General features: G+C 64.9%; 20 protein-coding genes and 2 pseudogenes. 12 read left to right on the top strand and 10 right to left on the bottom strand.

The window, feature by feature from the left end:
- Positions 1–51: 51 nt before the first annotated feature.
- Positions 52–978 carry a LysR family transcriptional regulator gene (locus BGO20_RS03420; protein WP_291663421.1) on the top strand — a complete coding sequence of 309 codons (927 nt, stop codon included), beginning with the start codon at positions 52–54 and terminating at the stop codon, positions 976–978.
- 159 nt (positions 979–1,137) lie between these two features.
- On the opposite strand, the gene BGO20_RS03415 is transcribed toward BGO20_RS03420, so the two are convergent.
- Positions 1,138–1,887 carry an IclR family transcriptional regulator gene (locus BGO20_RS03415; RefSeq protein ID WP_291663420.1) on the bottom strand — a complete coding sequence of 250 codons (750 nt, stop codon included), beginning with the start codon at positions 1,885–1,887 and terminating at the stop codon, positions 1,138–1,140.
- 104 nt (positions 1,888–1,991) lie between these two features.
- On the opposite strand from BGO20_RS03415, the gene BGO20_RS03410 reads away from it, so the two are divergent.
- From BGO20_RS03410 to BGO20_RS03390, 5 genes are all read left to right on the top strand, one after another.
- Positions 1,992–2,966 (top strand): succinylglutamate desuccinylase/aspartoacylase family protein, encoded by a 975-nt coding sequence (locus BGO20_RS03410; RefSeq protein ID WP_291663417.1) that lies wholly within the window; start codon positions 1,992–1,994, stop codon positions 2,964–2,966.
- 64 nt (positions 2,967–3,030) lie between these two features.
- Complete coding sequence (locus BGO20_RS03405) at positions 3,031–4,068, top strand: extracellular solute-binding protein (protein ID WP_291663416.1); 1,038 nt, start codon at positions 3,031–3,033, stop codon at positions 4,066–4,068.
- Positions 4,065–4,925: an ABC transporter permease gene (locus BGO20_RS03400; RefSeq protein WP_291663414.1), complete on the top strand. Its 861-nt coding sequence runs from the start codon at positions 4,065–4,067 to the stop codon at positions 4,923–4,925. Before BGO20_RS03405 ends, BGO20_RS03400 begins: the two co-directional genes overlap by 4 nt.
- A complete protein-coding gene (locus BGO20_RS03395) occupies positions 4,922–5,722 on the top strand; it encodes an ABC transporter permease (protein WP_291663412.1) in 801 nt (266 codons plus the stop codon). The genes BGO20_RS03400 and BGO20_RS03395 overlap by 4 nt, the downstream gene beginning before the upstream one ends.
- A 2-nt stretch (positions 5,723–5,724) precedes the next feature.
- Complete coding sequence (locus BGO20_RS03390; protein WP_291663410.1) at positions 5,725–6,801, top strand: ABC transporter ATP-binding protein; 1,077 nt, start codon at positions 5,725–5,727, stop codon at positions 6,799–6,801.
- A 178-nt stretch (positions 6,802–6,979) separates the two neighbouring features.
- On the opposite strand, the gene BGO20_RS03385 is transcribed toward BGO20_RS03390, so the two are convergent.
- The 4 genes from BGO20_RS03385 to BGO20_RS03370 all read right to left on the bottom strand — a co-directional run bounded on the left by BGO20_RS03385 (position 6,980) and on the right by BGO20_RS03370 (position 11,280).
- Positions 6,980–7,651, bottom strand: coding sequence for an SDR family oxidoreductase (locus BGO20_RS03385; RefSeq protein ID WP_291663515.1), 672 nt, complete (start codon positions 7,649–7,651; stop codon positions 6,980–6,982).
- A 111-nt stretch (positions 7,652–7,762) separates the two neighbouring features.
- Complete coding sequence (locus tag BGO20_RS03380; RefSeq protein WP_291663409.1) at positions 7,763–8,668, bottom strand: ABC transporter permease; 906 nt, start codon at positions 8,666–8,668, stop codon at positions 7,763–7,765.
- On the bottom strand, positions 8,668–9,633 hold the full coding sequence (locus BGO20_RS03375) for an ABC transporter permease (protein ID WP_291663407.1): 966 nt from the start codon (positions 9,631–9,633) through the stop codon (positions 8,668–8,670). Before BGO20_RS03375 ends, BGO20_RS03380 begins: the two co-directional genes overlap by 1 nt.
- A gap of 99 nt (positions 9,634–9,732) precedes the next feature.
- Positions 9,733–11,280: an AMP-binding protein gene (locus tag BGO20_RS03370; protein ID WP_291663405.1), complete on the bottom strand. Its 1,548-nt coding sequence runs from the start codon at positions 11,278–11,280 to the stop codon at positions 9,733–9,735.
- 131 nt (positions 11,281–11,411) lie between these two features.
- Here BGO20_RS03370 and BGO20_RS03365 point away from each other — a divergent pair, with 131 nt between their 5' ends.
- The 5 genes and pseudogenes from BGO20_RS03365 to BGO20_RS03345 all read left to right on the top strand — a co-directional run.
- Positions 11,412–12,188, top strand: a complete 777-nt coding sequence (locus tag BGO20_RS03365; protein WP_291663403.1) for an enoyl-CoA hydratase/isomerase family protein — start codon at positions 11,412–11,414, stop codon at positions 12,186–12,188.
- A 22-nt stretch (positions 12,189–12,210) separates the two neighbouring features.
- Complete coding sequence (locus BGO20_RS03360) at positions 12,211–13,740, top strand: AMP-binding protein (RefSeq protein ID WP_291663401.1); 1,530 nt, start codon at positions 12,211–12,213, stop codon at positions 13,738–13,740.
- A 149-nt stretch (positions 13,741–13,889) separates the two neighbouring features.
- Positions 13,890–14,636 (top strand): IclR family transcriptional regulator, encoded by a 747-nt coding sequence (locus BGO20_RS03355; RefSeq protein ID WP_291663399.1) that lies wholly within the window; start codon positions 13,890–13,892, stop codon positions 14,634–14,636.
- Positions 14,637–14,795: 159 nt separating this feature from the next.
- Positions 14,796–16,385 (top strand): ABC transporter substrate-binding protein, encoded by a 1,590-nt coding sequence (locus BGO20_RS03350; RefSeq protein ID WP_291663397.1) that lies wholly within the window; start codon positions 14,796–14,798, stop codon positions 16,383–16,385.
- A gap of 179 nt (positions 16,386–16,564) precedes the next feature.
- Positions 16,565–17,008, top strand: a pseudogene (locus tag BGO20_RS03345) (histidinol dehydrogenase); the annotation flags it as partial.
- Between the two features lie 29 nt (positions 17,009–17,037).
- On the opposite strand, the pseudogene BGO20_RS03340 reads toward BGO20_RS03345, so the two are convergent.
- The 5 genes and pseudogenes from BGO20_RS03340 to BGO20_RS03320 form a co-directional block, all read right to left on the bottom strand.
- Positions 17,038–17,232: pseudogene (locus BGO20_RS03340) on the bottom strand (dihydroxy-acid dehydratase); the annotation flags it as partial.
- Positions 17,233–17,385: 153 nt separating this feature from the next.
- Positions 17,386–18,453, bottom strand: a complete 1,068-nt coding sequence (locus BGO20_RS03335) for a M23 family metallopeptidase (protein ID WP_291663395.1) — start codon at positions 18,451–18,453, stop codon at positions 17,386–17,388.
- Positions 18,386–19,522 carry a helix-turn-helix transcriptional regulator gene (locus tag BGO20_RS03330; protein WP_291663393.1) on the bottom strand — a complete coding sequence of 379 codons (1,137 nt, stop codon included), beginning with the start codon at positions 19,520–19,522 and terminating at the stop codon, positions 18,386–18,388. The genes BGO20_RS03335 and BGO20_RS03330 overlap by 68 nt, the downstream gene beginning before the upstream one ends.
- Positions 19,523–19,558: 36 nt before the next feature.
- Entirely contained in the window at positions 19,559–20,959 is a 1,401-nt protein-coding gene (locus tag BGO20_RS03325) for an HlyD family type I secretion periplasmic adaptor subunit (protein ID WP_291663391.1), read from the bottom strand.
- Positions 20,959–22,764, bottom strand: a complete 1,806-nt coding sequence (locus BGO20_RS03320; protein ID WP_291663389.1) for a type I secretion system permease/ATPase — start codon at positions 22,762–22,764, stop codon at positions 20,959–20,961. The genes BGO20_RS03325 and BGO20_RS03320 overlap by 1 nt, the downstream gene beginning before the upstream one ends.
- Before the next feature lie 728 nt (positions 22,765–23,492).
- Here BGO20_RS03320 and BGO20_RS03315 point away from each other — a divergent pair.
- Entirely contained in the window at positions 23,493–24,902 is a 1,410-nt protein-coding gene (locus BGO20_RS03315) for a calcium-binding protein (RefSeq protein ID WP_291663387.1), read from the top strand.
- The last annotated feature ends 69 nt before the right edge of the window (positions 24,903–24,971 follow it).

Raw genomic sequence — 24,971 nt, 5'->3', positions numbered from 1 at the left:
CGGGCCATGAAGAAAATTGTCGAAGTCTGACAGTCAGCCTAACATGAATTGATGAACTGGGATGATGTGCAGGCCTTTCTGGCGGTGTCACGCGAGGGAAGCCTCGCCGGCGGCGCTCGCGCGCTGCGCCTTGCGCAGCCGACGGTGCGCCATCGGATCGAGGCGCTGGAGCGCGAGATCGGCATGGCGCTGTTCACACGGTCCCCGGCCGGCCTGACGCCGACGGAAACGGCCTTGATGCTGGTTGGCCATGCAGAGGCGATGGGCCATGCGGCGGACGCTCTGCTGCGCACAGCTTCAGGCACTGCCGGCGAGATCGCAGGAGTGGTGCGGGTCTCGGCCAGCGAGGTGATCGCGATCGAGGTGCTGCCGCCGATCATCGCTCGATTGGGGGCCGCACATCCCGGCCTCGTCATCGCGCTCAGCCCGAGCAACCGTAACGAGGATGTATTGCGGCGCGAGGCCGACATAGCCGTACGGATGTCGCCCCCGGCGCAGGGTGGATTGGTCGCGCGTCGGGTCGGAGCGATTCCGATCGGGTTGCACGCCCGCCGGGACTATCTCGACAGAACAGGGTGGCCGAGCGCCCTGGCCGATATCGTCGCGACCGGACTCATCGGACTCGAACATGACGATGCGGTGCTGAAGGCTATGCGCGCCGCCGGTTCGCCGCTCGCCGACGCCAGGACCATCTTTCGCAGCGACAATCACCTTGCCCATCTCGCAGCGATCCGCGCCGGGGTCGGCTACGGTTTGTGCCAGGTACCGCTCGCCGCTGGCGACGATGCGCTTGTACGCCTGTTTCCCAGCGAGGTGCGCTTCGACCTCGAAACATGGGTCGTCACGCATGAGGATCTCCGCGCGATCCCGCGCATTCGCGCCGTCATGGATGCCCTGAGCGACGGGCTGCGGAATTATATCCGTTGCGAAGGGGGCTCTCCATCGCCGGATTGGCAGTCCCGCCTGCACATCGGTTGAATGTCTGCGCTGCCACCGCTCGCGGTTAAGGGGATGGCGCGCCATCCCCGGACATTGGGTCACTCCCCGGAAGCAGACATTTGGGGGCAGGTCGATCTCGTGCTTGGTTCGCTGATGAGCGGCTGCTTCCGGCTGCGCGGCTTTCGTCCGGGAGCGCCCTTAGGACCAGACTGGATCGCGCATGCGCATGCCGATCGAATGCGCATGCTGCGCGACGCGCGCGGCAATCTGATCCTGCACACCACTGTCGGCCGCAATTGTCGGGAATGACAGGCAGAGCCCCATGATCTCGTTGCGACCAGGATCGGCGATTGCGGCCCCGATTGAAGAAATGCCCGGAGTGATCAGGCTGGAAGAGCGCGCAATTCGGCTCTTCCGGATAGCGGCGAACTCCGCCTTGACCTCCTGATCGCTCATCATGGCGCGCAGGCCCAGCTTTCCCTGCGCATCGAGTTGCGCCATGGCGCGCTCGTCGTCCATGCGCGCCAGGATCGCCCGTCCGATGATGGAATCGAACGCTGGCTTGCGCTCGGCCACGGCGCCAGTGTGTTGCAGAGCATAGGTGCCCTGCTGGGCGACCAGCAGCACGCGCTCGTGACCTGACACGATTCCCGCATGCCCGGTGAAACCGAATTCACGAACGAGGTCGTCGATTGCGACGCGAACCAGATCGAGCAGGCTGTGACGAGCGAGGTAAAGGGCGCCGAGGTCCAGGGCGCGTCCGCCGACGACATAACCTTGATCGCGATCCTCGCGCTCCAGAAGCCCCGCTTCCGATAGCGTTTTCAGCAGCCGGGACACCGACGCCTTGGGCATGTCGAGCTCGCGGCAAACTTCTCCGACCCGGAGAACAGTCCGTTCTTCGTGGAGGAGCGAGAGAATGCGCAATCCGTTTTCCAGCGAGCTCATGATTGTTCCATATGCGATAACAGCGTTGACATATATGGTACGTCGGGTTCTCTTATAGCAGCAGCACGAGCCGCTGCACGATAGCCAACGAGAGCGCGCAGCAGATGATGATTGGCACCGCCAAGCCTGCCAAAGGGCAGATCACAAAGGGCCATGTTGAGCTCGGCTCCTATCCCGACGGCCCCATCTATTCCCCGGTGCTGATTGCAGAGGGCCAGAAGGACGGCCCGACGCTCTGGCTGCAGGCCTGCATCCATGGCCCCGAAGTGGTCGGCCCTCTCGCGATCCAGCGCTTCCTGAAGACGGTCGATCTCAGCCAGCTTTCCGGCCGCGTCGTCTGCCTCATGCTCGCCAATCCGCTCGGCTTCCGCGGCTACAATCGCTTGACCCCGCAGGACGGGTACAACCTCAACCGCGTGTTCCCCGGCGACCGCCAAGGCCATCACACCTATCAGCTGGCCCATCGACTGCTGGAGCTCTCGCTCGCGAACTCGGACGCCATGTTGGATCTGCATTCCGGGGGCGACCTTACGATCACCTGCCACTATACGCTGTTCCACAACAACGGGACGGCGGAAGGCATCGAGTCCGAGCGGCTCGGGCGCGCCTGTGGCGCCCCGAATGTCTGGAACTCGCTGGAGGAGGGCCTCTCCGGGTGCCACTTCACCCATTACACCAAGAGCGGCAAGCCTTCTCTGATCGTTGAGAGCGGCGGTGGCGCAAGGGTCACGGCGGAAGACCTCGAGCGGCTGACGCTGGCAATCTTCAATGTCTGCAAAGCTCGCGGCATGCTCCCGGGGGAGCCGGTCGTGCCGGCGCAGTTCCGCCTCGGCGGAGATGCGATTCATCACAAGGCCACGCATGGCGGCCTGTTCATTCCCAAGGTCGGCCCCGGGGACGATGTGGTGAAGGGCCAGCATCTCGCCGATATCGTCGATCTCTTCGGCGAAGTCGTTGAGGAGGTTCATTGCCCGGTCGAGAAGGCCTGGGTCGGCTCGATCCGCCGGCCGCATATGCCCATCTATAACGGCGACCAGGTTTTCGAGCTGGTCGGCACAAAGGGATACGACGCGGCCTGAATCCGCAACAGAACTCGGTAACATGGCCGGGTCTCGATACCCGGCCCAACAACAGGGGATCATCATGGGTATCAGCCACATCAACCGCCGCCAGGCGATGGCGGCACTTGCCGCCTCTGCCACCTTTCCGCTGCTGCCGGGTGCGGCGCAGGCGCAGTCCTTCGCCGGCCGCAAGCTCGTGAGCTCGGGCTTCGGCGGCTCGACCATGGATATCATCCAGGCGGCGGTCTTCACGCCTTTCGACAAGGAAAGCGGGGCGTCCACGACCCAGGTGCCAATGCAGTCGGCCGCTGCCCTCGCCCGCATGAAGGCGGAGGCCGGCAATCCGCAGATCGACATGTTCCAGTTCTCCGGCGGCCAGGAAGCCTTCGCCAAGAGCGAAGGCTTGAGCCAGCCGATGGCCGGCGTTTCCCGCATGGCCCAAATCCCGGCCGCCCTGAAGGATCCGGATGGACATTGGGTAACCTGGGCCGTGATCGCCGAGGGCATCGTCTACAACAAGGACAAGATCAAGACGCCGCCGACGAGCTACAAGGATTTCCTGAAGCCGGAATACAAGGGCCACATCGCCTTCCCGGCGATCACGAACGGCTACGGCGTCGACTTCCTCGTCATGCTCGCCAAGGCCTTCGGCGGTAGCGAAGACAATATCGAGCCGGGCTTCGAGGCGATGAAGAAGATCAAGGGCGAGACGATCTTCAAGGCGGCCTCTGATCTGCCGACCCTGTTCGGGCAGGGTGACATCTGGATCATGCCTTACGATACCGGTAACACTTTCAAGTTGCAGCAGGCCGGCCTGCCTGTTGCCTTCGCGACTCCGCAAGAAGGCAGCCCCGCCGTCAACATTACTGCCTGCGTCGCCAAGGGCGCCAAGAACGCGGATGTCGCCGGGGCAGCCATCGATATGATGTTGAAGCCGGAAGCGCAGATCGAGATCGCGCGGCGGATGCGATGGACAGCCTCCAATCCCGAAACCAAGCTGCCGGCGGATCTGGCGGCCGAGGTTCCTGCCGTGGACAAGCTCGCCCAACTCGACCGTGACAAGATCAACGCCAAGCGCGCCAGCTGGATCGAACGCTGGAATCGCGAGATCGCACGGTGACGACAGCCGCTTCAGGCTCGGGCGTGGCGCGTTTCGCGCCCGTCCTGCTCTTTGCTCCCTGCGCGTTCGCCTATGCGGTCTTCTTCATCTGGCCGCAGGCATCGCTGCTGGCGATGAGCGCGACAGAGAAGGCCGGTTTCACGCTCGCGCAATATGAGCGCTTCTTCGTCGATTCCTATTACTGGGAGATGCTGGGCCGCACGCTCTGGCTGGGCTTCGCCGTCACGGCGATCACCCTCCTGCTGGGTGTCCCGACGGCCTATCTGCTGGCGCGCTCGCAATCGCGCTGGGCAAGCTTCCTCCTGCTGTTGACGACCTTTCCCCTGCTGGTCAGCGCCGTCGTGCGCTCCTTCGGCTGGATGGTGCTGTTCTTTCGCGACGGGCTGCTCAGCCGGACGCTGCTCGCGCTCGGCATCGTCAACCACCCGGTGCAGACCATGTACACGATGACGGGCGTCATCATCGCGCTCGCGCAGGTGCTGCTGCCGCTGATGATCCTGACCCTGCACGGGGTCTTCAAATCGATCGATCGCGATCTCGAATACGCCGCGATGAGCCTTGGCGCACGCCCGAGCGTGGCGCTGGGCCTCGTCACATTCCGGCTCGCAAGCGGCGGCATCGTCGCGGGCTCGCTTCTCGTCTTCTCGCTGGCGATCAGCGCCTTCGCGACGCCGAGCCTTGTCGGCGGCGCACGCGCCAACGTCATGGCGACAGCCATCTACGAACAGGCCGTCGAGCTGCTGGATTGGCCGTTCGCGGCGGCGCTGGCGACCATCCTCCTCGTCGTCGTCCTGGCGGTGTCGCTCGCATATGGCGCCCTTCTGGAAGGCCGTGCCGACAAGGAGGCTTCGCGATGACGATCTCACTGCGCTCTCCGCTCGGCATCGCCATGCTGGTCCTGACGGCACTGGCCTTCGGATACCTGCTGCTGCCGATCCTCGTCGTCGTCGCCGCACCGCTCGGGGATACCGGCTATCTCGCCTTCCCGCCGCAGGGTCTCACGCTGAAATGGTATGCTGCGGCGCTGCATGACACGCGCTATCTGACCGCGCTGCTGGTCAGCCTGCGCATTGCCGTGATCAGCGCGATCATCGCTTGCGCCTTGGGGGTGTCCGCCGCCTACGCATTGACGCGCTTCGACTTTCCGGGCCGGCGACTTCTGGAGGCGGTGTTCCTGTCGCCGTTGATCCTGCCGACACTGGTGCTTGCCGTCGGATTGACGCTGTTCTTCACCCGAACCGGCCTTCTAGCGGGCCCGTGGAAGCTCGTTGCCGGGCATGTCATCGTCTGCACGCCGTATGTGCTGCGGGTCTCTCTGCCGGTGTTGCGCCGGTTCGACCGCAGTCTGGAAGAAGCCGCGCGCAATCTCGGCGCCTCACCGGTCGCCGCCTTTTTCCTGGTGGTGCTGCCGGTCGTGCGACCAGGCATCGTCGCCGGCACGGTCCTCGCCTTCATCACCTCGTTCGACGAGGTCGTGCTTGCGCTTTTCCTGGCCGAGCCGGGCGCTCCGACGCTACCCGTGACCATCTATTCCGCCGTGCAGCTCGGTTTCGAGCCTTCCGTGGCGGCGGTCTCGGGCCTGCTCGTTCTGGCGACCCTGGGCTTCATGCTCCTCTATCACCTGCTGGGCTCCGTCGGGCGCTCCCGGAACTGACCATGGACATCGAGATCAACCATCTGCGCAAGACCTATGGCTCGGCCGTTGCGGTCGCCGATCTTAGCGTGAAGGTTCCGCAGGGCCGGATGCTGGCATTGCTCGGGCCATCCGGTTGCGGCAAGACCACCACGCTGCGCATGGTCGCGGGCTTCATCGAGCCGACTTCCGGCTCGATCAGGGCCGGCGGCTCCGACATCACCCGGATACCGGCCCACAAGCGCGATACCGGCCTGGTGTTCCAGAACTACGCGCTGTTTCCCCATATGAGCGCAGCCGAGAACATCGCCTTCGGATTGCGCCGGCGCGGCGTTGGCCGGGCGGAGCGCGACCAGCGGGTCGGCGTCATGCTCGACAAGCTGAAGCTCTCCGGCCTCGCGGATCGCCTGCCGCGCCAACTCTCCGGCGGTCAGCAGCAGCGGGTCGCGGTGGCGCGCGCGCTCGTGATCAATCCCTCGATCCTACTGCTCGACGAGCCCTTCTCCAATCTCGACGCCAAGCTGCGCGAAAGCACCGGCCTGGAGATGTCGAGGCTGCAGCGCGAGTTCGGCCTGACATCGATATTCGTGACCCATGATCAGTCGGAAGCGATGAGCATCGCCGATACGATTGCAGTCATGAAGGATGGCGAGCTCCAACAGCTCGACAGCGCGAGCGAAATCTATGAAAAGCCGGCGAACCGCTTCGTCGCGGACTTTATCGGCCGGGCGAACTTCCTCCCCGGCCGTATTACCGGCCGAAACGACACGCATGTCTCGATTGCCCTTGCCGCCGGCATTACAGTCGAGTTGCAGGCAAGTGGCGTGGCCGGCTCCCCAGGAGACGATGGTGAGGTTCTGCTTCGCCCCGAGGCCGTTTCGGTCACCGATGCCGGCCCAGCCAACACACTCAAGGCAACCGTCGAACAAATTTCCTATCAAGGCTCCATCGCCAATCTGCATGGCACACTATCTGACGGAAGTGCGATCGTTGCCTCCGTCCCGCCGGATACGCTCCGCGGTTTGGCTCCGGGCGATGCCATGAGCCTTGTCATCAGGGCGAATGCACTGCGCTGGTTCGGTCGACGCCAACAAGTCTAGCGCGATCAGACAGCGATATGAGCTCGAACTGCCGCCAACAAGTGGAGCGATTGCTGGGTCGCGCGGCGGTAGTCAGGAGCGACCTCTGTGCGCCAATAGCAGAACTTCGCTTACAGCCAAGAAGCGGACATTGCCGCAACGTCCCCATCGAGCGCGATCTCAAAGATTTTGCGGGCGTTCAGGCGCGCCGATCCCAAATCTCCGCCTGCTCTTTGCGAACCATCTCTTCGGCGCTGGCGGGGCGGACAGTGCGATAAGGCGGGTCCGTTGCCTCGATGACATCGATAATCGCCTCGATCATCTCATCGGGATCGTGCTGACGATCAAGCGCGCGCACCGGCCAGTGGGCGACGACGCGCTCGTCCTGACCCCACCACTGATCCATGCTTTCCATGCCCGTGTCGTTGAAGCCGGTGCGGAATGCGCCGGGGTTTACCGTCACCACCTGCACGCCATAGGGCTTGAGCTCCTCGCGCATCGCCGAGCAGATACCCTCGACCGCGTGTTTCGAAGCAGCGTAGGCGCCGTCAAAGGGAACCTTAACCAGGCCGGCGACCGAAGAGGTCCAGACGATCCGCCCGGCACCACGCTTCGCCATGGCGCGAGCGAAGCCCTGAGCCAGCTCCAGCGCGGCAAAGACATTGGTCTCGAAAACCGACCGGAACACCGTCATCGGAATCTCGACCATCGGCCCCGATTCCATGATGCCGGCATTGTTGAACAATACGCCGATCTCGATGCTGAGCGCCTTGGTGCGGTCGATCTCGTTCAAGACGTCCAGCTTGATGACCTCCATCTCGATATGATCGGCCTTGGCCGCGTTCCGCAGCTCCCAGACCTGCGGCCAGATCTGGTCGAGCAGGCGGGGGTCGCAAGGACTGACAGGTCATGCTCGCGAAACGCCAGTGTCTGTCTCAGTCCTGCTGCGGCGCTGCACGGACGATTCTTGAAAGGAGCCGCACTATTCCCCGCGGCGAGGGTTGAGGACATCGCGCAGGTGATCGCCGACCATGTTGATCGCCATGACGGTGAGCAGCAGAGCGACGCCGGGATAGAAACTGATCCAGAACTTGCCCGACAGCATGTACTGATAGCCGTTGGCAATGAGCATGCCGAGGCTGGGTTCCGTCACCGGAACGCCGAGCCCGAGGAAGGACAACGTCGCCTCCAGCGCGATCGCGCGAGCAACCTGCACCGTCCCGATCACCAGCAGCGGCGTCAGGCAGTTCGGAAGCAGATGGCGGAACAGGATCCGCCCCGAGGAGGCTCCCATCGCCGTCGCCGCCTCGATGTATTCCTTGCGACTTTCGATGAGGGCGCTGGCGCGGGCGGTGCGGGCATAGGCCGCCCACTCAACGATGACGAGCGCCAGGACGACATTGGCAATGCCCTTGCCGAGGAACGCCAGGATCATCAGCGCGATCAGAATGGTGGGGAACGAGAGCTGCAGATCCACCAGGCGCATCAGAGCGCTTTCGAGCCGCCCACCGGCATAGGCCGCGACCAGCCCCAGGATGGCGCCGACAGTGGCAGCCGCGAGCGCGGAAGTGACGCCCACGAACAGCGAAATGCGCAGGCCGTACAGGATGGCCGAGAGCATGTCGCGCCCCTGGTCGTCCGTGCCGAGCCAGTAGGTCATGCCGGTCGCCGAGACAGAACCCGGCGGCAGGCGCCCGTCGAGGATGTCCAGTTGAGTGAGATCGTAGGGATCCTGCGGTGCGATCCAGGGCGCGAGCAACGCCGCGAGGACGATCGCGACCAGCAGCACGAGCCCCGTCATCGCGACGCCGGAGGAGCGGAAGGCGCTCAGGAAGCGACGGAACGCTCCGGGGCGCGGCGCCGCCCCGACGATCGGCGCGGTGCTCATCAGCTCACCCTCACGCGCGGATCCAGCACCGTATAGAGGCAGTCAACGAGCAGATTGATCACGACAAAGAGCAGGACGATGATCATCAGGTAAGCGACGATCATCGGGCGATCGAGCACATGGATGCTGTCGATGATCAGCTTGCCCATCCCGGGCCAGGCGAAGATCGTCTCTGTGACAACGGAGAACGCGACGACGGAGCCGAACTCCAGTCCGATGATGGTGATCACCGGAATCATGATGTTGCGCAGCAGGTGGCGGAACATGATCGCCCGCTCGGAAAGCCCCTTGGCGCGCGCGGTGCGGATGTAATCCTGCGGCAGGATCTCGGCAGTCTCGGCGCGCACGAGGCGCAGGACCAGCGAAATCTTGAACAGCGCGAGGTTGAGAGCCGGCAGGACAAGATGGCGCAAGCCGTCGATAGTCAGGAACGACCAGTCGACGCCGAAGAGCTCCCGTGTCTGGCCGCGACCGCCCGAGGGCAACCAGCCGAGCTGGACCGCGAAGACCATGATCAGAAGCAGGCCCACCCAGAAGCCCGGCAGGGAAAAGCCCAGGATCGAGCCCGTCATGATGAACTTGGTCACCGGCGAGCGCGGTCTGACGCCGGCATAGAGTCCGAGCGGTATGCCGATGAGGATCGAGAGGATGGTCGCCGCAAGCGCCAGTTCGAGCGTCGCCGGCATCCGCTGGAAGATGATGCGCAGCGCCGGCTCGTTGTACACGAAGCTGTTGCCGAGATCGCCATGGATGGCGCCGTTCAGGAAGGCGAGATACTGCGCCCAGAGCGGCCGATCGAGCCCGAAGGCCGCGATGGTGCGCAGTCGCTCTCCCTGATCCGCGTCCTGCGAGATCAGCGTCTCGACCGGATCACCGATCACACTGATCCCGATGAAGACGATCAAGGTCATCGCCATGACGACGAAGAAGGCCTGCAGCAGACGGCGCAAAAGCCAGGCACTCATCGCATCAGCTCCGAAAACGCCGCGTCGCGACCTTGGGACAGAAATCCGGCCCGAGGATCATCCTGCCCCGCGGCTTCGGGTTACGGAATCCTCGATCCCTCAGCGGCCGATCTTGTGGCCGGATCGTTCGAGATCGAAGCAGGAATCGACGCCGCGGCTCAGATCGCTCTTCTTGATGCGCTGCGTCGGCGTCTTGGGGAACTCGGCGATCGTTTCGACGTAGCGCGGGATCTGGAAATAGGGCATCCGGCTCTCGCACCAGCGCAGCAATGCGAGCGGGTCGGTGGAGCGCCCTTCCGCCGTCCGGATGAAGAGCTTGAGATCGTCGTCGCCCATCTCGCTCGGAACACCGATGAGGGCGCATTCCTCGATCTCGTCATGGGTCAGAATAATGCGCTCGACCTCCCAGGCGGAGATATTGACCCCGCGCCGGCGAACGCTGTCCTTGCGGCGGCCCGCGTAGAAAAGGAAGCCGTCCTCGTCCCGCCTCGCGAGATCGCCTGTCGAGAACCAACCGTCCTTCACCAGCGCGGCGCTGGCTTCCGGCATCCGGAAATAGCCCTTGAAGGCCAGGCCTTCCTCGCGAGGGCGCACGACGATCTCGCCCGGCTCGCCGACAGGAACCTCCACGCCGTCCTCGCCCTGGAGCCGCACGTCGTAGAACGGCAGCGGGCGCCCGCAGGAACCCAGCCGCCCCTCGGGGTTTATGGTCACGAAGGTGGTCATCTCCGAGAGGCCGTAGCCCTCGCGCAGGACGACCCCGAAGCGCTGCTCGAAGGCCCGCCAGACATCGACGGGACAGCCCCCGCCCCAGGCCATCCTGACCTTGTGGTCCCGGTCCAGCGGGCTGCCCGGCTGCTTGAGCAGCAACGGCAGCACGCCGCCGAGATAGTGGATATGGGTGACGTCGTAGCGGCGCACCTGGTCCCAGAAGCGCGAAGCGCTGAACTTCTCGACCATCGCCAGCGTCAGCGGCTCCATCACCGCAGCGATCAGCACGGCGACGCCGGCCCCGTGGTGGAGCGGCTCCCAGAGCAGCAGGACGTCGCCCGACCTTGCCCCGGTGAGAGCGAGCGTCCCCATCGGCCCGGCCCGCAGGCTGCGGTCCGTCTTGAGGACGCCTTTCGGCTCGCCTGTGGTTCCCGAGCTGGGCGTGATCGCGATGATATCGTCGGCCATCACTGAAACCGCAGGCCGGGCCGGCGAGGCCGCATCGATGATCGCGGCGAAATCCGCCGGCGCGTCGGTTCCGCGCCAGACGACCTTCAATCCGGGAAGACGCCCGACGATAGGCGCAAGGACCTCGGAATAGGCCCGGTCGGCGATGATCGCCCGGGGCTCGAAGCGATCGAAGACGAAGTCGAGAGAAGCCCCCTTGAGGTGGACATTGACGGGAACGCGCACGAGTCCCGCCTTCGCCAGCGCGAAGATCGCGACGATATGGTCGGGATGGCTGGGCAGCATCAAGGCGACCCGGTCTCCCTTGACCAGGCCCTGCGCCAGCAAGGCGTTGGCGAGCCGGTTGATGCGCTCGTCGAGTTCGCCGACCGTCCAGTCCCGATCCTCGAAGCGACAGTAGACATGCGCCGGATCGCGCGCGGCCCGCCGGTCCCAAAGCTCGCCAATCGTTACGACATCTGTCTGCATATCGTGTCCTGCGGCCCGCCGCGGCTGGAAGCCGCCTTCACAAATTATTGTCAGTCAATATTTATGATTGTATATTGATATTGCCGACCCGTTCGTGTCAAGGCTGCGGCGGACGCGTGAACGGAGATCCCATGGCTGATATCGAACTGGAGAGACGCGGCCCCGTCGCCATCGTGGCCATAAATCGCCCCGCCAAGCGCAACGCGCTCGACGGTCGCGCCTGGCGCCAGCTGGGCGCCATCTTTGAGGCTTTTGGGTCCGACCCCGATCTGCGGGCCGTGGTTCTGACCGGCCGAGGCGGCGCGTTCTGCGCCGGCGACGAGATCGGCGCCTTCGCCGCCGTGCGCGACGATCCGGCGGCGCGCCGGGAGTACTGGGATGGGATCATGGCCTGCTACGCCGCGGTCTCGGCGGTGCCCGTCCCCGTCGCCGCAGCGGTCAGCGGCCCCTGCGTGGGCGGCGGCTGCACGCTGGCTCTGCGTGCCGACTTCCGGATCGCCGATGGAACCGCCCGCTTCGGTGTGCCACCAGCCAAGCTCGGACTGGTGTACCCGGCGGACAGCACGCAGCTTCTGGCGGCCACGGCCGGCATCGCGATGGCGCGGCATATGCTCTATACCGGCCAGCTCATCGATTCTCAGGCTGCGCTCGATTGCGGACTCATCTCTCAGCGCATCGAGGGTGACGTGGTGGAAGCCGCCCTCACCTACCTCCAGCCCATGCTCGAGAACGCGCCGCTCTCGATTCGTGCTGCCAAACGGGCTTGCGATGCGATCGCGCAAGGCGCGCTTTCCACCGTCGCCCCGGAAATCGCCGCGCTATCCGAAGCTGCCGACCGCAGCGAGGATTATCGCGAGGGCAGCCGGGCTTTCGCCGAAAAGCGCAAGCCGGTCTTCAAGGGCCGTTGAGCGGAAGCAGGAGGGCGCAGCCATGAATACCGTATCCGTGCCCGCCGATGCGAATGTCTTCGCGGCCTTGTTCGATCCCACCCGCGAACCCGACCGCATCTTCATGGAATCCTTCGACGGGCGCCGCATCCGGTTCGGCGAGGTCGATGACATCACCGCACGCTACGCGGCTCTGCTGGCCGGATCGGACGTCGGCCCGGGAAGCCTTGTTGCGGGCATCCTGGAGAAATCGCCGGAAGGCATCTTGCTCTATCTGGCGACCTGCCGGCTCGGCGCGATCTATCTTCCGATCCATATCGGGCTGACCGATGCCGAGATTGAGCACATCGTCGGCGACGCCGGACCAGCTGCTGTCGTCTGCGATCCCAGCCGCCGCGCCGCCATCGATGCGACGGGCGCGGAAAGCGTTTTCACGCTGGCATCCGACGGGAGCGGAACGTTCACGGAAGGCAGCGCGCCGATCCAGCCCCGTCGCGAGCTCGCGGCCGCGACCGCGGATACGCCCAACGCGATGGTCTACACCTCCGGAACGACCGGCAAGCCGAAGGGCGCGCTCCTCTCCTGCGGATCGGTGATCTGGAACGCGCGCTCCCTGGCGGCCTGCTGGGGTATCCATGCCGGCGACGTGCTGCTGCACGCCAATCCGATGGCCTATGGCCTGTTCGGCACCACGACGCCGGCGCTCGCTGGCGGCGCCTCGATGATCCTGCTGCCGAAATTCGAGACCGAGGCGGTGCTCGCCCAGTTGCCGCGGGCAACGATCTTCGCCGGCGTCCCGACCTATTACAGCCGGCTGATGGCCGACCCGCGGTTCGATCGCGAGCTGGTCGGCGGGATGCGCCTGTTCGTGACGGGCTCGGCGCCGATGCGCGCGGACTCCTTCGCCGCCTTCAGCCAGCGCACGGGCCATGTGCTGCTGGATCGCTACGGCCTGACCGAGGTGCTCATCGCGACCTCGAACCGGGTCGGGGACCAGCGACGCGCCGACAACTCGGGAGCGGCCCTGCCGGGGTCGCAGGTCCGCATCGTCGACGGTGACGGCGAGCCTGTTCGTCCAGGGGCGGTTGGCATGATCGAGCTACGCCAGCCCTATCGGTTTCTCGGCTACTGGCGGGATCCGGAGAAGACGGCCAAGGCTTTCCGCGACGACTGGTTCGTCACCGGCGATTTCGGCCGGATGGACGAGGATGGCCAGGTGAGCGTCCTCGGACGGGGAGCCGATCTCATCATCACAGGCGGGCTCAACGTCTATCCAAAGGAAGTCGAAGCCGCGCTGAATGCCATCGACGGCGTCCTGGAAAGCGCGGTGATCGGCGTACCGCACCCGGACTTCGGCGAGGCGGTCCTGGCCGTGGTACAACTCGACGGAGCGGGTGCGGCGTTCGACAGGTCCGAAGCGTTGAAAAAGCTCAAATCGTCCCTGTCCGGCTACAAGCTCCCGAAAGATATCGAAATCCTCGAAGACATGCCGCGCAATACACTCGGCAAGGTCCAGAAGAACTTGCTCAGGCAGCGCTTTCTCTCGCGCTTCGATCACCTTCCCCGGCCTTGAGCACCGGGACGAAGCTGCTACACCTGCAAGCCCGACCATGGGATTTTGAACCGAAGATGGCCTCGTCGCCGATGAACCGCGCTCCGACATCGTCGGCGAATGACGCAAGCAGTCCCGCACCGTCGCAGGTCATCGACGAGCGTCTGTTCGTGGCCTCCGTCGGGAAGGCGATGAAGGTGCTGGAAGCTTTCGACAAGTCGGCCTCGACGCTCGGGCTTTCGGACATCGCGATCCGGACGGGGCTCGGCCGCAGCGCCTCGCAGCGCTTCATCTACACGCTGGAACGGCTGGGCTATCTCGACCGGGACGAGCAGACCAAGCGCTACAGCCTGTCCCGCAAGGTTTTTCGCTTCGCCCAGAATGCGGTTTCCGCCAATGCAGGGCTTGATGCCGCCTATCCGGCCATGCGTGAGCTCGCCGAGCGGACGCGCGAGACGATTTCCTGGGTCGAGGTCGACGGTGCGGAGATCGTGATCATCGCGACCGTCCCGAGCACCCATATCTCGTCGGTCAACCTGCCGGTGGGCACGCGCTTTCCGGCGCTTTCCTCGTCGTCGGGGCAGATGCTGCTGGCCCATTCGGCTCCCAGCCATGTCGAGAAGATCTGGGCGATTTCCCACCCATCGGTGGCACAGCGAACCAAAGCCGCGAACGCGGCCGAGATGGTCCGCATCCTGGAGGCCGCGAAGGCGACCGGCTTCGCCGTCACGGAGAAGAACATGGAGCAAGGCTCCATTTCGGTCTCCGCTCCGGTGCACGATCGGGCGGGGCGAGCGATCGGCGCGATCAACCTGTCGACGCTGACGACGCGCTACGATCGGGAGGCCGCGCTGCGCGACCTTGCCCCCCTCGTCGCCCAGGCAGCTCTCCGGACGACCGAGGCCTTGGTCTCCTAAACCTCGGTCAAACCCGTCTCCTTCTTCCAGTGTTCAAGGTCGCCGATCCCCACCGGGTCGGGAGCCTCGGCATGGCCGTGCCCGGGCGCGAATCTTGACAGAGCTATGAAATTGGTTTCAAATATTGATTATTGAATTACAATAAACAGGGGATAAGGCATGACTCGTCATATGGTTGGCGCCCTGCGCCGGCTTGCGCTGGCATCCGTGGTTCTCTTGGGCGTGGGCGCTCAGTCCGCTTTCGCCGACAAGCTCTCGATCGGCATCGGTGGGTCGGTAAATTCGATCGACCCGCACTTCTACAGCACGACGCCGAACAACCTCGTTGCGTTCCACATCTACGACCGGCTGGTCCATCGCAGCCCCGACGGCAAGCTCATCCCCGGGCTGGCGGTGTCCTGGAAGGCGGTCTCGCCGACCGTCTGGGAGTTCAAGCTGCGTGACGGCGTCACGTGGCACGACGGCAAGCCCTTCAGCGCCGACGACGTCGCCTTCACGCTCAAGCGGGCCCTCGACGTCCCCAACAACCTCGGCGGCTTCGCCGGCATCATCCGCCCGATCACGCAAGCCGAAGTGGTCAGCCCGGACGTCATCCGGCTTCACACCAAGGATCCGGTGCCGAATTTGCCCAGCGATCTGACGCGTCTGGCGATCGTCTCGCGCCACGCCGGCGAAGGCGCCACGACCGCCGACTACAACAGCGGCAAGGCCGCGATCGGAACCGGGCCGTTCAAGCTGGTGAGCTATACGCCCGGAGAGCGGATCGAATTCGTTCGCAATGACAAGTGGTGGGGAAAAAAGCCGGCCTGGACCAATCTGACGATCCGGCTCATTCCCAACGTCGCCGCGCGGACTGCCGCCTTGCTGGCCGGGGACCTCGACATGATCGACACGCCGTCGGCCAGCGACCTGCCTCGGCTCGAGAAGGAGCCGGACGTGCATGTCGCCTCGGTGGCCGGCATGCGCGTCACCTATGTCGTTCCCATGAACAAGCCTGCCGATAGCGCACCGGCGGTTACCGACAAGAAGGGACAGAAGCTCAGCCCCTCTCCCCTGGCAAACCCGAAGGTTCGCCAAGCCCTCTCGCTTGCGCTGAACCGCAAGGGAATCGCGGAGCGCATCATGCTGGGGACCGCGACGCCGACGGGCCAGTGGCTGCCGGCCGGCATTCTCGGCTATGACCCGAAGACGCCGGTTCCTCCCTATGATCCGAAGGCGGCTGCGAAGCTGCTGAAGGAGGCTGGCTTCCCCGACGGCTTCAAGCTCGCCCTGTCGACCTCCAACGATCGCGTGCCCTACAGCGTCGAGGTCGCTCAGGCGATTGCCCAGATGTGGAGCCGCATCGGGGTCGAGGCCGAAATCGACGCCATCCCGTTCAGCGTCTACTCGTCGCGCGGAGCCAAAGGCGATTTCACGGCTTATCTCGGCAGCTGGAGCAACAACTCGATGGAAGGCACCGGGCTTTTACGTGACCTTTTGGGCACCCGGAACAAGGAAACCGGCTGGGGCCTCTACAACTGGGGACATTACGCAAATCCGAAGCTGGACGCCATCACGGCAAAGGCGATCTCGGAAACCGACGATGCCAAGCGCGAGGCGCTCGTAGTCGACGCCGTCAAGACCGTGACCGAGGACGTCGCGATCATCCCGCTGTTCCACTTCAAGAACATCTGGGCGACCCGGGGGGCATTACGCTATGAGCCGCATGTGGACGAGCTGACCCTCGCCGTCGACGTTCACAAGGGCTGACCTCAATTCGAAGGAGCCGGTGCGGTTCGGGGGGCGCGTCCAAACCACGACGCGCCTTCCTATTCGACAAGCAGGCATCGAGACCGGTGGAGATCGATCGATGGCCGGGCTCGGCCTGGGCACATCGCCGCAGTGGCGCCGACATCCGTTTCGTTTGAGTCAGGCCGGTATTGCCGGAAATCGCCCACAGGGCGTGGGAGGATCACGGCGAGGGGATCGTGTGCGACACAGTCGATGAGCTCGTAGAGGAGACGGACCGGATCACCTCAGAGCATGTCCAGGTGATGACGGCCGACCCACAATACTTCCTCGACCGAATGACGAATTACGGCTCGCTCTTCCCAGGTGTGAGGACCAGCGTCGCGTACGGCGACAAGCTGATTGGAACCAACCACACGCTACCCGCGAAGAAAGCCGCCCGGTACACCGGGGGCCTTTGGGTCGCCAAGTTCCTGAGGACCTGCACCTGCCAGCGGGTGCCGTCCGACGAGGCCTCGGCTTCCGTTGGCGAGTATTGCTCGCGTCTCTGCATCATGGAGGGATTCGTAGGCTACGCCGAACAGGCGAATATTCGCGTCCGCCGTTTCGGCGGCCGCAACATCCGCTATGGCGCCGCGGCCGATTACACAGGAGCTGGCAGTGGGCCGCCGAAGCCGCGCTTCACATCCTCGGCACGCTGCCTGGAATGCGCATGGCACTGGTTGAGGTCGGACCAGGTGTTGATGATCGCGATCACCGGCTTGCCGCGATACTCCTCGGGCGCATAGCCCTTCTGGCTCATGCGCGAGCGGTGGCCGAAGGAGCGGAAATCGTCTGGCTCGAAATAGCTGTCGCAGTTGGGGCAGATGGTCGATGACTTCTACATCTTCCGCGCCAAACAACCTTCCGAACAAAAAGCGAGTGGGACTGACCTGCGACCGAGCTGCCGGAACCGGTCGGCTCCGGGCCGCTTGGCGCGGTCAGGGCCGATCAGTAATCCGAGAGCGTCGTCAGGCCCGCTCTACGGAAGCAGGATTTCGAAATCCCGCTCGAAAACAGTGCTGCCATCACGCGAAATCAGATATTTCGCGCGATAGGTGCCTTGGCTCCACCCTGCCGGAGGTTTCCGGAAACCCGCGAAGATCAAGGACTGCGCCTGGTGTCGCGCAAGCGGTTCGGCTTGATGCTTGGCGAGGACCTGACCAAAAGGGCCGCTCAGGACGATTGTCTGGATATCGCCGGCCTTGAGGCCGATGCCGCGGGCATAGGCGACAAGCGCGGGGGCATCGACGCCCGGCTGCTGTTCAGTCTGGCCCGACTCCAGCGCCGCCATGGTGACCGAGCCGGTGGAGAAGCCGGTGTTCAAGGCCCAGCGGGGCCGGTAGGCGAGCTGGGGGCGCAGACCCGGCTCCCAAAGCATATGGCCGCCTCCGCATGATTGCGGCGATGCCTCGTAAGCGAAGGGATCGATCGTCGCGCCGCGATGACGGACGATGAAATGGAGATGCGGGTATTCGGTCAGGCCGGACAGGCCGACCCGCCCGACGGGCTGGCGCGCTGCGACCCGATCGCCGACCTCGACACGCAGGCTGCCGCGGGCCAAATGGCAGTATTGCGTCTGCCAACCGGCGGCATGCTCGATTACAACCCCGTTGCCGCATTCGACGTCCCTCACAGCCGCCTCACCGGCGCTGCGAACGGACACGTCGGGGATGCCATCGCGGCGCCGCACCACCCGGCCGGCCGCGGCGGCCAGGACATCCACGCCGGCCTGCTGCGCGGCCATGCTGGGCAGGCGAAAATCCGTCCCGTTATGGCCGTCATAGGTCAGGGTGCCGCATTGATAGTCGCGGGACGCGGAGGAAAGGTCGACATCGACATAGTTTTGGATGACGCAGCTGCTTCCGAGCTCACATGCGATGGGTAGCGCGAAGACTGGCGCTTCCTCGGCCATCGCGGCCGGCGGGAAGACAAAAACAGCGAGGGCCAGAGCGGCGCGAAGCCAGCGGTCTACGGCCCGGTTATCGAGCTTCCTCATGCGGACATCGATCCCGCTCGACGGATGAACTCGCGGGATGCGGCTCGCCACGGAAAATCTGGCCGCGACAGCCTTCCGCGAAAGGAGACAACGTCAGAATATAGAGCAGGAAAAACTCGATCTGACGGTTGATCCCCAGCTTGAGCATGATGCGCTTGATATAGGTCCGAACGGTTGCTTCGGTCAGATCGAGGGTCTGCCCGATCTTCCAGGGCGGTTCGCCGCCCAGGACGCGCATCACGATCCTTTCCTCGGCCCAGGGCAGGCCAAAAGCCGTCGCGATCCGCCTGGCGCCCGCCGCCGGGTCGATCTGGGGGATGACAACGAGCAGCCGGTCCATATCCCGCTCGGCCGGTGCTGCACCGATCCATGCGAAGGCGAAGGCGCGATGGTCGGTCGACAACGGGATGATCGTATTCGTCCATTTCCGGTCGGAACGGGAGGCCATGGTGTCGCGCAGCGCATGGTGCAGGAGGTTGTTGACGAGCGAGTTGGGGCCAGCGAGGGCGCCCCGGTCAAGGCGGACGGGCTTTTTGGCCAGCAGCATCTGCCGGCCGGCATCGTTGGTTTCGAGGACCCGCAGCTGATGGTCGACGGCGAAGGCCGGAAAGGCCAGCTCCTGCAGGAGGGTATCCAGGCTCAGATTTTCGTGCCGACGTTGCGTGAAGCCCTGGGTTGTCGCCCAGATCACGCTCGCCGCGCGCGTCACGCAGACCATCTCCGGGGCAGAGAGAGCATGCGTCCTCCAGCCGGCCACAAAAAACAGGTCGCTCCCGTCGCTGGCGGGCAGGCGCCCCGCCAGCGCCTTCGTCGCCTCTTCCGGTCCTCGACCCAGCAACTCCGTGACCAGCGCGTCGGATGAGTCGGCGTTGAAGAGGCCGCTGCCTTCCCAATCCGGCCTGTGCACCAGATGCGTGATCACATCCGCGGAGGGCTGTATGTCGTCGTCGAAGCCGACACGGGCGGCAACGGTTGCGAAGCCGCTCGGCCGCGATAACGTCAGGACAAGGCATCGCCGGCATTCGAGCAACCCCAGCATGGCCCGGCCGAAGGCCTCTAGAGCAAGACCTATCGCCGCTCTGTCCGGCTGTGCCGGCGCCATGGAATCGTCCCTCAACATCGAGGCCTCCTCTCCGCACTGATCCCCCCGCGTCGTTCAACTCTCCCTGAAAGCGCGCCGCACGCGCAGCATCAACGGTTCCAGCAGGTATTCCGCAAACGTCCTGTGGCCGGTCTCCACGAAGATCTCGACCGGCATCCCCGGCTGCAGGGACGCGAAATAGGGACCGAGCTCCGGCGTTTGCCGGAGGTCGACCTCGGCCTTGTAGAACGGCTTGCCGGATCGCGGGTCGACGAGCGCATCGGCCGTGACCATGGTGACAGCGCCGATGAACATGGGCGTTCGCCGGGAATTGAAGGCGAGGACCCTGACGCGAGCCGGCTGCCCGAGCCTGACCTCGTTGCGGTCACTCGGCTTCACCTCGCCCTCGACGACCAAGCGGTCCTGCGTCGGAACGATGTCGAGCAGGGTTTCGCGCGGGTTGAGGACCGCGTTCAGGCTCCGCGTGTTGAGGCCGACGATCGTCCCCGCCTCGGGGGCGCGGATCTCGCTGCGGCGGAGCATGTCCTGCGCCGCCGCGATGCGGTAGCGGGTATCGGAGATCCGCTCCCGGGTCGCGTGGCTCTGCTTGGCGATATCCTCCAGCCAAGCATAACTGGTTTGCCGGCGCCGGTCTTCCAGCTCCGCGATCTTGCCTCTCGACTGGGCGAGCGAGGATGCATTCGCCGCGATCCTGGCCTCGACATCGGCTTGCGTCCGCTTGAGAGCGAGAACCCTCGGCTTCCGAGCCAGGCCCTTTGCCAGCAGAAAGTCCGAATCCTTGATTTCCTCCTGGAGGTAGGAGAGCTGTCGCGCCAAGCCCTCCGAACCGCTCTGGAACCCGCGGATCGCGTCCTCAAGCTGCGCGATCTGCTGATCAATGAGCTTGCGCTCGCCCTGGAGCGACGTGGCCCTCGCTGCGAATTCGGAAAGCTGGGCCGCCATGGCAGACCGCGCCTCCCTGCTTGTCGTGTTGTTCTGAAGCTCGTCGGGGAAGGCAATCTCGGCAGCGCCGGCCTGCTCGGCCTCCAGGCGCGCCACCGTCGCAAGGTCGGCGAAAAGCTTGGTCTCGAGAACGCCAAGATTGGCTTCGATCTGTGTCGTGTCAAGCCGCGCCAGGAGCTGGCCGCGCTCCGCCTGCTCGCCTTCCTGAACGAGAATGGCTTTGACGATTCCCCCTTCGAGATGCTGCACCGCGCGATGCCGCGACAGGACCTTGACCACCCCTGGCGCGATCACCGCGCTCGCCAGCGGCACGGTGGCGGCCCAGAGGCCGAAGATGCCGAAGAGGACGAGGACCAGCGCCGCGCCCCAGCGGACGAGCTTCGCCGTCTCAGACCGCGGACGCTCCGGCAGCTCCTGCAGGTCGACGGCCATGGCCCGGATCAGCCGGCCAGACCTGCCCTCCTGGACGATGCTTCGGTCGGCCGGCGCGGATGGAAGATCGACGACGGACATCAGCGCCTCCCGTCGAGGATGTCGGATCTGACCTTCCCGCCCGGGGCAGGGCGCGAGGGCCGCATCGGCGTGACCCCGGCCATGGTCTGCGGCAGGACTTCGCCTGGCGGGCCAAAGGCGACCTGAACACCGTCCCGCAGGAACAGGATCATGTCGGCGACGGTGAAGAGCCGCGGGCGATGCGTGACGATCACGAGAGTCGCGCCCTGCGCCTTCGCCTCGCGGATCGCGGCGCACAGGGCCTCCTCGCCATCCGGGTCGAGATTGGAGTTGGGCTCGTCCAGCAGGATCAGCTTGCGCGTTCCGAAGAGCGCGCGGGCGAGCCCGATGCGCTGGCGCTGCCCGCCTGAAAGCTTGTTGCCGTCGCGGCCGATCTCGGTCTCGTAGCCGTTTGGCAAGGCCAGGATCATCTGGTGGGCGTTGGCCTGCTTGGCGGCGCCGATCACATCCGCGTCGGTCGCCGTCTCGTCGAAGCCGGCGATGGCCTCCGCCACCGTGCCGCCCAGCAATTCGACGTCCTGGGGCAGGTAGCCGACATAATGTCCGAGTTGGTCGGGATCCCAGTGTTCGAGCGAGGCGCCGTCCAGACGGATCGTACCCGTCGTCGGCTTCTCCAGGGCCGCGATCATCCGCAGGAGCGTGGACTTGCCCGCGCCGGTCGGTCCGATGACGACGATGACGCTCGCCGGCGGGCAGCGGAAACTGATGCCGGCCAGGACCGGCCGCCGCGCATTCGGGCTGCGAAAGGCGACGGCGCTGATATCGAGCGCGCCCAGAGGCGGCGGAAGGAGCGTTCGGCTCTGACGGATCAGGGCGCAGGCGGCGGCGGCGCGGACATGGAGCCAGGCATCGCGCGCCGAGGTCAGCGTGCGCAATCCGCCGACAAGCTGCTCCATCGGCGCCAATGTGCGGCTGATGAGGATAGAACTCGCCATCATGCTGCCGCTGAGAACTTCGTTCTGCAGCACGAGCCATGCGCCGATCCCGATCGCCGCGACCTGGAGCACGATCCGGATCGCGCGGGCGATGGAGGCGATCAGCGCGACGCGCTCGTTGGCCTTGACCACAGGGACCAGCGCCGCGTCGTTGAGCCGGAGGAACTCGCGGATGGCACCATGCGTCCATCCCATCGCCCGAACCAGATTGGCGTGACCGACGATGCCGTCGAGCGCGCGCTGTGCCCGCGAGGCCGTGCCCATGGCCTCCGCCAGTTCGGCGCGCGCCACGCGCCCGCTGACAAAGCCCAGAAAGAGCAGAAGCAGCGAGCCGATCAGCGCGACCGTGCCGTACCAGGGATGGATCAGGTAGAGCACGACGACGAAGACCGGCAGGAAGGGTGCGTCGATTAAGGTCGTGGCCGTTCCGCTCGACAGGATATTCCGGAGTTCGCGGACCCGGACCATGTCGTGCGTCCCGGCCTCGTTGCGCTTCGCCGCCTCCGCGATCGAGGCCTTCAACACGAGGGGCGCGAGCAATCGCTCGAAGCTGACGGCGAAGCGGCCGAGCAGGCGGCTGCGCAGAATATCGAAGCAGGCGCTGAAGCCCAGCGCCATGACCGCGAGGCTCGTCAGCCCGATGAGCGTCTCGATGCTGCCGCTCGTGAGCACGCGGTCGAAGACCTGGATCGAATAGAACGGCAGGATCAGGAGGAGAAGGTTGATCGCGAGGCTGAAGACGACGACCCATAACAGGGCGCGCCAGCCCGGGACCGCCATCAGCAGCCTGCTGCTTCTCAGCACGGCCGTGTCGGCGTTGACCCTGGTTCGAAACCCGGAAGTCGTGCGGCTTGCAGGCGCGTCGGACATGAGTCCTCGGGCTGAAAGAAGCGTTGGCGCGAGGTGCGGGAGGATGATGCCGGTTCGGCCAGACCGATAGGCCGGGCAGGATCACGCTCCGTCACGGTGAAGCGGGAACAGACTTCAGATCGCGCCGTATCGCGACGTCACCCAAGCCTTCGGGTCTCTGGCCGGGGGCGGCGAGCCCCTGTTGCACAGCCGTGTCGTTATCGGGAAATGTCTCAGCGCCCGCACCACCGCAGCCATGATCTCGCCTCCCTTGATCCAGCACGCCCCTTCTTGGATTGCCGCCGGTACCGGTCTCGGGCCGTCCGTCTTACCGCTGCGGAACGTGCCCCGAAAGCCGGGAGGCGACGCTAGGGAAGCTTGTGCTTCGGCATAATCCCCATTTGGTGACAGAAACAGTTCGGCGCGACACCTTCGATGCCCCTGTAACGCGGATGCCGAATATAGTTGGTTGAGGGCGATGCGCTCCTCTATTAGAATTTTCGCAAAACTTACAGCGGATAATTCTGGTCTTGTTGGATTTGTAGCAAGATGAGCGCGCGATCCAATGAGTGAACAGCATCGATGTCGATGGTTTGTGTCTCCAAATGGGGATTGCGTCGCGCCCTGATATCTCCCTAGCTTCCGCCACCTTCGCAAATTTCTCGAGCCGCAGCGATCGATACCCTGCGCAAGACCGCGCATGGACGGCGTGCGCCTATGCGAAGGCATCTGCAGCAGGGAGAACGGCCATGGCGCTTATCAATGGTACACCCGGCGACGACATCATCCCCCCGCCCGATACCAGCGGTGACGACACCATCAATGGCTTCGCAGGCAATGACACGATCGACGCCGATGGCGGCAACGATGTCGTCAGTGGCGGAGCGGGCGATGACAATATTCTTGGCGGTCCCGGAACCGACACCCTGGATGGCAATGCCGGCAACGACACCATCGGAGGCGGCGACGGCGACGATGTCATCAACGGCAACGCCGGGAACGATATCCTGGCGGGTGATGCCGGCAACGACACGATCGACGGCGGTGCCGGCGACGACAACATTCTCGGCGGCGCCGACAACGACACCCTGTCTGGCGGTGCCGGCAACGACACGGTCGGCGGAGGTGACGGCGACGACGTTATCAACGGCAATGCCGGCAACGACACGCTTTCCGGCGACGCGGGCAACGACATCATGAATGGCGGCGCCGGCGACGACACGGTCGACGGCGGCGATGGCGACGACGTGCTGAGCGGCGCGGCCGGTAGCGACACGCTGAATGGCGGGGCCGGGGTCGACACGATAGACGGCGGCGCCGGCAACGACACCTTGAATGGCGACGCCGGTGACGACGTCATGAACGGCGGAATCGGCAACGACGCGCTGAACGGCGGCGACGGCGACGACACGATGCATGGCAACGCCGGCAACGATACGCTGAATGGCGATGCCGGCAACGACACCATGGAAGGTGACGCCGGTGACGACGTGATGAATGGCGGCGATGGCGACGATACCATGGGAGGCGGCGCCGGGGACGACACCCTCGACGGCGGAAACGGGGTGGATGCCCTGAGCGGCGGCAACGGCGACGATACGCTGAGCGGCGGAGCCGGAGCGGATACGCTGAACGGCGAGGCCGGCGACGATGAGTTGGATGGAGGAGCCGGAAACGACACCGGCAGCGGCGGCGACGGCAATGACGTTCTCGCCGGCGGGGCCGGGAACGACAGTCTCTCCGGCGATGCCGGAGACGATCAGCTCAGCGGCGACGCCGGCAGTGACGAGCTCCATGGCGGCGACGGCAACGATGAGATCGACGGCGGCAACGGCGCCGACAGCCTCTATGGCGAGGCTGGCGACGATCTGCTGACGGGCGGTGCGGGCACCGATGCCTTCTATTTCGGGGACGGCGCCGACAATCCGTTCGGCGATGACGAGGTCGCCGACCTGAATGCGGCCGATGAGGACACGATTCAGATCGACGTGGCCGATCCGGCGACAGTTGCCGTGACGGTGGACGATTCCGGCTCCAGCGTCGTTCTGGATTTCGGCTTCGGCTCCATTCAGATCGACGGTGTTTCCGGTGGAGGGGCATTCACATCGATCGAAGATATCAATGACGCGCTTGGCTACGACGCCATTACATTGGTGTGACGTCGCCGAGGGTGGCGGCAACATTGCCGCCACCCGCAGATTCGGTTCTTCCTGGAGGCAGAGAAACGC

Origin of the sequence: Allobosea sp. 67-29, from assembly GCF_001898115.1 — a bacterium.
In the GTDB taxonomy this organism is placed as follows: Bacteria; Pseudomonadota; Alphaproteobacteria; order Rhizobiales; family Beijerinckiaceae; genus Allobosea.
This window is presented reverse-complemented; position numbering and strand designations above follow the sequence as displayed.

Excerpts from the sequence above, each read along its gene's own strand:
- BGO20_RS03420 (WP_291663421.1), top strand. The coding sequence starts at position 52 with ATGAACTGGGATGATGTGCAGGCCTTTCTGGCGGTGTCACGCGAGGGA.
- BGO20_RS03415 (WP_291663420.1), bottom strand. The coding sequence starts at position 1,887 with ATGAGCTCGCTGGAAAACGGATTGCGCATTCTCTCGCTCCTCCACGAA.
- BGO20_RS03410 (WP_291663417.1), top strand. The coding sequence starts at position 1,992 with ATGATGATTGGCACCGCCAAGCCTGCCAAAGGGCAGATCACAAAGGGC.
- BGO20_RS03405 (WP_291663416.1), top strand. The coding sequence starts at position 3,031 with ATGGGTATCAGCCACATCAACCGCCGCCAGGCGATGGCGGCACTTGCC.
- BGO20_RS03395 (WP_291663412.1), top strand. The coding sequence starts at position 4,922 with ATGACGATCTCACTGCGCTCTCCGCTCGGCATCGCCATGCTGGTCCTG.
- BGO20_RS03390 (WP_291663410.1), top strand. The coding sequence starts at position 5,725 with ATGGACATCGAGATCAACCATCTGCGCAAGACCTATGGCTCGGCCGTT.
- BGO20_RS03380 (WP_291663409.1), bottom strand. The coding sequence starts at position 8,668 with ATGAGCACCGCGCCGATCGTCGGGGCGGCGCCGCGCCCCGGAGCGTTC.
- BGO20_RS03375 (WP_291663407.1), bottom strand. The coding sequence starts at position 9,633 with ATGAGTGCCTGGCTTTTGCGCCGTCTGCTGCAGGCCTTCTTCGTCGTC.
- BGO20_RS03370 (WP_291663405.1), bottom strand. The coding sequence starts at position 11,280 with ATGCAGACAGATGTCGTAACGATTGGCGAGCTTTGGGACCGGCGGGCC.
- BGO20_RS03365 (WP_291663403.1), top strand. The coding sequence starts at position 11,412 with ATGGCTGATATCGAACTGGAGAGACGCGGCCCCGTCGCCATCGTGGCC.
- BGO20_RS03360 (WP_291663401.1), top strand. The coding sequence starts at position 12,211 with ATGAATACCGTATCCGTGCCCGCCGATGCGAATGTCTTCGCGGCCTTG.
- BGO20_RS03350 (WP_291663397.1), top strand. The coding sequence starts at position 14,796 with ATGACTCGTCATATGGTTGGCGCCCTGCGCCGGCTTGCGCTGGCATCC.
- BGO20_RS03330 (WP_291663393.1), bottom strand. The coding sequence starts at position 19,522 with ATGTTGAGGGACGATTCCATGGCGCCGGCACAGCCGGACAGAGCGGCG.
- BGO20_RS03325 (WP_291663391.1), bottom strand. The coding sequence starts at position 20,959 with ATGTCCGTCGTCGATCTTCCATCCGCGCCGGCCGACCGAAGCATCGTC.
- BGO20_RS03320 (WP_291663389.1), bottom strand. The coding sequence starts at position 22,764 with ATGTCCGACGCGCCTGCAAGCCGCACGACTTCCGGGTTTCGAACCAGG.
- BGO20_RS03315 (WP_291663387.1), top strand. The coding sequence starts at position 23,493 with ATGGCGCTTATCAATGGTACACCCGGCGACGACATCATCCCCCCGCCC.